Origin of the sequence: Streptomyces sp. MnatMP-M17 (genome assembly GCF_900091995.1) — a bacterium.
GTDB lineage: Bacteria > Actinomycetota > Actinomycetes > Streptomycetales > Streptomycetaceae > Streptomyces.
In genome coordinates, this window is sequence record NZ_FMDK01000468.1 from 1 (window position 1) to 8,064 (window position 8,064).

Here is an 8,064-nt window from a genome sequence, read left to right on the forward strand (position 1 = left end):
TACCGGCTGGTGGAGAGCCTGGACGACGCGCTCGGCGCGGCAGCCGACTTCGGCTACCCGGTCATCCTCAAACCGACCCTCGGCGCCGGCAGCCACTTCGTCTTCCGGGTCGACAACCCCGAGGAGATGGCGCTGCGGCACGCCCAGGCCGCCGAGGGCATCCGTGACCTGTTCTGGGTCAACTCCGAGGCCGAGGGCGTCGACCTCGGCCCGAACGGACTGCTCGTGGAGTCCTTCCTGGACGGCCGCGAGTTCCTGATGGAGGCCGTCGTCTGGGACGACGAGGTCTACCTCGGCTCGATCGTGGACCGCATCACGGCCGAGGGCGGCACCTTCGACGACGACGTCCACCACGCGCCGACCTCGCTCGGCCCCGAGGACATCGAGAAGGTGCACCGCGCGGTGCGCGCCGGTGCCCACGCCCAGGGACTGCGGCGCAGCGTCATGCACGCCGAGGTCAGGTTCCACGACGGCGAGCCGCACCTGCTGGAGATCGCCGCCCGGGTCGGCGGCGGTGGCCTCGACCTCATCGCCCGCAAGACCGCCGACCACGACCCGATCAAGGCCGTCGTGGACATCGGGCTCGGAGTGCGCCCCGACGTACGGCACTTCACGCCGACCGGCGTCCACATCACCGCGATGTGCCTGATCAGCGAGGCGGGCGTGGTCGACAGGGTCGACGTGCCGGCGGAGGTCGCCGAGTCCGACAAGGTCTTCCTGCTCAAGATCACCGCCCGGCCGGGCGATGTCGTCCGCCGGCCCCCGGACGGCAACACGATCCTCGGCTTCCTGGGGACGACCGGCACCTCACAGGAGGAGGCGTTCCGCACGATGAACGACTTCGCCTCCCGGATCGAGGTGACGTTCCGGCAGCAGACGCCGGCGCTCACCGACGCCGCCACGGCCTCCTGAGCCCGCACCGCCCGACCCCTCCCGCCCACTTCCGCGCAAGGAGAATCGACAGTGCAGCAAGACACCTCGTCCGCACGCCGGAACACCGCGGCCCCGGGCGGCCGCCCGGTCCGGACGGTGCGGCCCCGGCGCTATCTGATGTGCTCGCCGGTCCACTTCGACGTCGTCTACTCCATCAACCCCTGGATGGCGCCGGAGAAGCCCACCGACGCCGCGCTTGCCGTCGCCCAGTGGGAGCGGCTGCGCAGCCTCTACCTGGGGCTCGGCCACGAGGTCGAGCTGATCGAACCGGTCGCGGGACTGCCCGACATGGTCTTCGCTGCCAACGGCGCCACCGTCGTCGACGGCCGTGTGCTGGCCGCCCGGTTCCGCCACGAACAGCGCGCCGCCGAGGGCCCGGCCTACGCCGACTGGTTCCGTGCGCGCGGCTACGACGTCCACGACGCCTTCCACGTCAACGAGGGCGAGGGCGACTACCTCGTCACCGGCGACCGCATCCTCGCCGGCACCGGCTTCCGCACCGACCGGCGCTCGCACGCCGAGGCGGAGCACTTCCTCGGCCTGCCGGTGGTGACCCTGGACCTCGTCGACCCGCGCTTCTACCACCTCGACACCGCGCTGGCCGTACTCGACCACGAGGAGATCATGTACTACCCGGCGGCCTTCACCGCCGAGAGCCGGGCGACCCTGCGCGAGCTGTACCCGGACGCGATCGAGGCGACCGAGGACGACGCGGCGGTGTTCGGCCTGAACGCGGTCTCGGACGGCCGGCACGTGCTGCTGCCCGAGCAGGCCACCCACCTCATCGACGCGCTGTGGGCACGCGGTTTCGTGCCGATCGGCGTGGACCTGTCCGAGCTGCTCAAGTCCGGTGGCAGCTCCAAGTGCTGCACCCTCGAGATCCGCGACGCGGAGCCGGAGGCCGGCGCGTGATCAATTACGACGGACGCAGGTTCCGCCCCGCCGAGGCGGACGCCCAGGGCCGCACCGCGCTCTACCGGCAGGAGGGCGACCTGCTGTGGGGCACCTTCTCCGGCGGCAGGGCCCGGCGCGGCTCGCTGACCGGCGTGTGCGCCCCCGACGGCTCGCTGGACTTCGCCTACTCCATGGTCCTGGACGACGGAGAGGTCGTGTCCGGCCACTGCCGCAGCACCCCCGAGCTCCGCGAGGACGGCGGCATCGATCTGCGCGAGGAGTGGGAGCGCTTCGGCACCCACGCCGCGAAGGGCGTCTCGTATCTGAAGGAGGTCAAGTGATGTCGTCGTCAACGGCCCCGTCGTCCGCCCCCAGGAAGGGCGGCACGGTGACCTGGGCGTGCGCGCCCGGGTTCCCGCCCGCGGTGATCTTCCCCTTCACGCCGGCCGAACGGATGGGGACCCGGAACATCTACGAGTTCCAGATGCTGATGTACCGGCCGCTTTACTACTTCGGCAGCCAGGGCACCCCGGACGTGGACTACGACCAGAGCATCGGCGAGCCCCCGCGGTGGAGCGAGGACGGCCTGACCGTCACCGTGAAGGTCAAGCCGTGGAAGTGGTCCAACGGCGAGACGCTGTGCGCGGACAACGTCCTGTTCTGGGTCAACCTGATGAAGGTCAAGGGCGACCGGTACGGCGAGTACGTCCCCGGCTACTTCCCGGACAACCTGACCTCCTACGGCAAGCTCGCCGAGGACACCGTCTACTTCACCTTCGACAAGGCCTACTCGAAGAAGTGGGTGCTGATGAACCAGCTCAGCACCATCACCCCGCTGCCGAGGGCCTGGGACCGCACCACCGAGGGGCCCGCGAACGCGTCGGGCGGTGTCGCCGACGTACCCGCCGTCTACGACTATCTGATGGCGGAGCAGGGCGACATCATCGACGAGGGCAACGCGCACCGCACCCGATGGGCCGACAGCCCCGTGTGGAGCGTGGTCAGCGGACCGTGGCGGCTGAAGAGCTACACGCTGGAGGGCCTGGTCACCTTCGTCCCCAACGAGCACTACTCCGGGCCCAATAAGCCATACCTGGACGAGTTCCGCCAGGTGCCGACGTTCTCGGACGACGAAGAGTACGAGATGCTCAAGGCCGGCCCGCACGGCGAGGGCGGCATCCAGGTCGGCTACCTGCCGCTGAGCTTCGCCTCCGAACCGGCCACCGACCCCACCGTGGGCGGCCCCAACCCGCTGGCGGACACCTACACGCTGGTGCCGCAGGTCGCCTTCTGCATCCGCTACTTCTGCCTCAACTACAACAACCCCACGGTGGCCGCGAAGATCTTCCGGCAGACGTACTTCCGGCAGGCGCTCCAGAGCACCCTCGACCAGGACTCCGCCGTACGCGACATCTACCAGGGCTACGCCTACCGGCAGAACGGCCCGGTGCCGATGGTCCCGGCGACCGACCTCGTCTCCCCGCGCCAGCGCGACGGGGCCTGGCCGCTGCCTTTTGACGTCGACCGGGCCCGTGAGCTGCTCGCGGCCAACGGCTGGGACACCACCACCACTCCGGCCGTCTGCGTGAGCCCCGGCACCGGGCCCGGCCAGGCCGGCGAGGGCATACCCGCCGGCACCAAGCTCAGCTTCTCGCTGCGCTACGTGGAGGGGCGCCCGGCGCTGACCCGGCTGATGGAGAAGTACCGCAAGGACGCCGCGGCCGCCGGGATCGAGCTGCGGATGGAGGAGGTGTACGGCTCGGTGCTCGTCGCCGAGGACGCGCCCTGCGCAGCGGGGCCGGACTGCCTGTGGGAGATGACCTGCTGGAACGGCGGCTGGGCCTACCACTACCCGAGCGGCGAGATCCTGTTCCAGACCGGCGCCGGCGGCAACTTCGGGCACTACAGCGACCCGCGGGCCGACCGGCTCATCGAGGCGTCCGTCACCTCCGACGACCTGGAGGCGCTCTACACCTACCAGGACTTCATCGCCGAGCAGGTGCCGGTCATCTTCACGCCGAACTTCCCCATCCGGCTCTTCGAAGTGGCCAACAACCTCGGGGGATTCGGGCCCGTGAACCCGTTCGGGATGATCAACCCCGAGAACTGGTACTACCGCGAGGACGCGTGACATGGATCTGTCCGCGACTCCCGTGGCGCCCCTGGGCTCCCACGCGCTGCTGATGTTCCTGCTCCAGGTGGGGGTCCTGCTCGGCACCGCCGTACTCCTGGGCCGGCTCGCACAGCGGCTCGGGCTGCCCTCCATCGTCGGCGAACTCTGCGCGGGCGTGGTGCTGGGGCCCTCACTGCTCGCCCCGCTGGCCCCCGCCTTCTCGGCCTGGCTGCTGCCCCAGCAGCCGGAGTCCATCCACCTGCTCGACGCGGCGGGCCAGCTCGGGGTGCTGCTGCTGGTGGGCATCACCGGCATGAACATCGACCTCGGGCTGGTCCGCCGCAAGGGCAGGGCCGCCGTCCTGGTCAGCACGGGCGGCCTCGTGGTGCCGTTCGCCGGCGGGGTCGCCGTCGCCCTGGCGATCCCGGCCACCCTGCTCGTCGACGGCGTGGACCGTACCGTCTTCGCCCTGTTCGCCGGTGTCGCGCTGTGCGTCAGCGCGCTGCCGGTCATCGCCAAGACCCTGCTCGACATGGGGCTGCTGCACCGCAACATCGGGCAGCTCATCGTCGGCGCGTCCGTGGTGGACGACATCGCGGGCTGGCTGCTGCTGTCCGTCGTCTCGGCGATGGCCACCACCGGCGTGCACGGCCCGGACGTCGCCCTGTCCGTGGTGTATCTGATCGCGATGCTGGCCTGCGCGTTCTTCGTCGGCCGGCCGCTGGTCCGCCGTCTGCTGCGGGGGGCCGCCCGGGCGGGCAACGGCGAGTCGGTGCCTGCCGTGTGCACCGTGCTCATCGTCCTGGGAGCCGTGGCCAGTCACGCGCTCCACATGGAGGCGATCATCGGTGCCTTCATCGTCGGTGTCCTGATCGGCTCGTCCGGGGAACTGGACCGCGAGCGGCTCGCCCCGCTGCGGATCATGGCCGTCACCGTCCTCGCCCCGCTGTTCTTCGCGACCGCCGGGCTGCGGATCGACCTGACCGCCATGGCCCGGCCCGAGGTCGCCCTCTCCGCCGTGCTGGTGCTGACTGTTGCCATCGTCGGCAAGTTCGCCGGGGCGTACGCGGGGGCCAGGGCCGGCCGGCTCGGCCACTGGGAGGCGCTCGCGCTCGGCGCCGGGATGAACTCCCGCGGGGTGATCGAGGTGATCATCGCGATGGTCGGCCTGCGGCTCGGGATCCTGACCACCGAGATGTACACGATCATCGTCCTGGTCGCGATCGTGACGTCCGTGATGGCCGCGCCCCTGCTGCGCATGTCCGTGGGGCGCATGCCCGTCACCCGCGAGGAACGGGTCCGCGAGCACGTCATGGCCGGCGGCCCGGCGCTGGAGTCGAATTCCTGACGCAGACGCACTGAATTTCCGCCGCTCCGGATTTCCCCCGGTGAACCGGCACTAACGTGAGGCCGACCCGTCCACCTGTGCGCGCTCGGCCACCCCCAACTCCTCGAAAGGCAAGGTGACATGAGAGAAGTGCAGAAGGCGACGGGAGAGCGGCCGCTGCTGCTCGTGGTGGCCACGGGCATGCGGACGTACCGCGAGTATCTGCTGCGCTCCATTCGCGGCGAGTTCGACATCCATCTCTTCCATGTGGACGAACCCACCTGGGAGAAGGAGTACATCTCCGGCTGGACGGTCCTGCCCAGCACCCTGGACGGCCCGGCGATGGCCCGCGCGGCCCGGGAACTGCACGCCGCGACGCCCGTCGCCGGTGTCCTGTGCTGGGACGAGGGACGCATCCACGCCGCCGCCTACGTCGCCGAGGCCCTCCGCCTGCGCAACGGCGAACCGGACGTGATCTGGCGGCTGCGCGACAAGGGCCAGACCAGGGCCGCCCTGGACGAGGCCGGTGTCGCCCAGCCCCGCTCCGTCGCGGTCAAGACGCTCGACGAGGCCCTGGCCGCCGCCGACCGCGTCGGCTACCCCGCGATCCTCAAGCCGCGCGGCCTCGGCGCCAGCCTCGGCGTCGTACGCGTTGAGAACGCCGCCGAGCTCGCGCAGAGGTTCCCCTTCACCGCCGGGATGAAGGGCCCCGACCCCGAGCCGCTGCTCTACAGCACCGATCAGCCGGTCCTCGTCGAGGAGTTGGTGACCGGCGAGGAGATCAGCGTCGACGCGGTCGTCCAGGACGGCAAGGTGGTACCGCTGTTCATCGGCCGCAAGGTCGTGGGCTATCCGCCGTACGCCGAGGAGATCGGTCACTTCGTCGACGGGGACGACCCGCTGCTCACCGACCCGCAGCTGCTGGACGCCCTCCAGGACACCCACACCGCGCTGGGCTTCCGGGACGGCTGGACGCACAGCGAGTTCATGCTGACCGTCGCGGGCCCGCGGCTGATCGAGGTCAACGGCAGGCTCGGCGGCGACATGATCCCCTACCTGGGCATGCTGGCCACGGGCATCGACCCGGGGCTCGCCGCGGCGCGCGTCGCCTGCGGCATCACGCCCGGCACCACCCCGGCCCACCGACGGGTCGCGGGCATCCGCTTCTTCTACGTCGAGCACGACGACACCCGCATCGAGTCCGTCTCGTTCCACGAGGCGGGTCTGCCCGCCGCGCTCGAACAACTGGTGCCGGTCGCCAGGGCCGGTGCCGTCGTGTCCCCGCCGCCCAAGGGCACGGTCTGGGGGCGGATCGCCTTCGCCATCGCCACCGGCGGCGCCGTCGAGGAGTGCGGCGCGGCACTGGACGCCGCCGAGGCGGCACTGCACGTGCGCAGCGGTCAGGACGCCACCCATGCGAGAGAAGAGTGAACGTGCATGGCAACTGAGGAGAAGAAGGACGACAACGTGGCGATCTGGGCCACGTTCCGGGATTCGTCGGCGGCGGTGAAGACCATCCTCGCGGGCGTGCTGCTGAGCAAGCTCGGCGGATTCCTCAACGTCTTCATCGTGCTCTACCTGACCTACCGCGGTTACTCCGAGAGCGAGGCGTCCTACGCGCTGGGCGCCTACGGAGCGGGCGGCGTGGCGGGTGTGCTGCTCGGCGGCACCCTCGCGGACCGGCTCGGGGCCCGCAACGCGACGATCCTGGGCATGGCCGGCACGGCCGTGCTCACCGCGGCGCTGCTCTACCTGCCCAACTATCCGACGCTCGTCGTGGCGGTCGTCCTGGCCAGCCTCATGGCCCAGCTCTACCGGCCGGCCGCCGCCGCGCTGCTCTCCGAACTCACCTCGGGCAGCAGCCAGGTCGTCGTCTTCGGCATGTACCGCTGGTGCCTGAACGTGGGCGCGATGGCGGCGCCCATGGTCGGCCTCGGGCTCTACCACCTCGACGGGGAGAGCTACACCCTGCTGTTCTGGGGCGAGGCGGTGATCGCGCTGGCCTACGCCGTCGTCGCGGCCGCCGTCCTGCCCCGCCGGGCCGCGCAGGGCACCGCGGAGGCGGCCCCTGCCGAGGAGGAGAGCGGCACTGCGGGCGGCTACCGGGCGATGCTCCGCGACCGCCGGTACGTGCTCTATCTGGCGGCCACCCTGTTCAACGCGATCATCTATGTGCAGTACCTGTCGACGCTGCCGCTGGACGTCGAGGCCCATGACCTCGATCTGTTCTGGTACACGGCCGCGGTCTCCCTGAACGGCTTCATGGTGATCGCCTTCGAACTGCCGCTCACCAAGGTGACCGGGCAGTGGCGCACCAGGCTCGTCGTGGGCCTGTCCTTCGGGCTGGTCGGTCTGGGCGTGGCCCTGTACGGCATGCCGATGGGCGCGGCCGTGATCATCGGCGCGACGCTGGTGTGGACCCTCGGCGAGATCATCGGCGGTCCCGCGGTGTTCGCCCACCCGGCGACGGCGGGCCCGGCGCACCTGCGCAGCCGGTACATCGGCGCCTTCCAGTTCATGCACGCGCTCGGCACGGCCATCGGGCCGGTCCTGGGCGGCCTGCTGTTCGTGCGGCTCGGCCACGACGTGTGGCCGCTGCTCGGTGTGATCGGGCTGGCCGCGGCGGGGCTCGGTGTCGCCGCGATCCGCACCCCGGCTCCGGAGCAGAGCGAGCCGACCGGCGAACCGGCCGCGCAGCCGGCCGACGCATAACGGATTCCCCCCACACGAAACGGCCGCCGTCCCCGCGAGGGGCGGCGGCCGTCGTGCTGCCGTCGGCGCCGGGCAGCCGAGGGCG

The 8,064-nt window shown here is 71.0% G+C and carries 7 protein-coding genes; all 7 read left to right on the forward strand.

The features are described from left to right. Nucleotides 1-912 (forward strand): ATP-grasp domain-containing protein (locus tag GA0115259_RS21080; RefSeq protein ID WP_107469235.1); only part of this gene is annotated, 912 nt, incomplete at its 5' end. Nucleotides 913-963: 51 nt separating this feature from the next. Further along, the gene (gene ddaH / locus GA0115259_RS21085) at nt 964-1,845 is read left to right on the forward strand and encodes a dimethylargininase (RefSeq protein ID WP_345941025.1); all 882 of its coding nucleotides are present in this window, start codon (nt 964-966) and stop codon (nt 1,843-1,845) included. Next, a complete protein-coding gene (locus GA0115259_RS21090; protein WP_093599482.1) occupies nt 1,842-2,168 on the forward strand; it encodes an avidin-fold protein in 327 nt (108 codons plus the stop codon). Before ddaH ends, GA0115259_RS21090 begins: the two co-directional genes overlap by 4 nt. Next, nucleotides 2,168-3,958: an ABC transporter substrate-binding protein gene (locus GA0115259_RS21095; RefSeq protein ID WP_093599485.1), complete on the forward strand. Its 1,791-nt coding sequence runs from the start codon at nt 2,168-2,170 to the stop codon at nt 3,956-3,958. The genes GA0115259_RS21090 and GA0115259_RS21095 overlap by 1 nt, the downstream gene beginning before the upstream one ends. A gap of 1 nt (nt 3,959) precedes the next feature. After that, on the forward strand, nt 3,960-5,288 hold the full coding sequence (locus GA0115259_RS21100; protein WP_093599488.1) for a cation:proton antiporter: 1,329 nt from the start codon (nt 3,960-3,962) through the stop codon (nt 5,286-5,288). Nucleotides 5,289-5,408: 120 nt separating this feature from the next. Continuing rightward, on the forward strand, nt 5,409-6,698 hold the full coding sequence (locus GA0115259_RS21105) for an ATP-grasp domain-containing protein (RefSeq protein ID WP_093599491.1): 1,290 nt from the start codon (nt 5,409-5,411) through the stop codon (nt 6,696-6,698). Between the two features lie 6 nt (nt 6,699-6,704). Further along, nucleotides 6,705-7,979: an MFS transporter gene (locus GA0115259_RS21110; RefSeq protein ID WP_093599494.1), complete on the forward strand. Its 1,275-nt coding sequence runs from the start codon at nt 6,705-6,707 to the stop codon at nt 7,977-7,979. Nucleotides 7,980-8,064 lie beyond the last annotated feature (85 nt).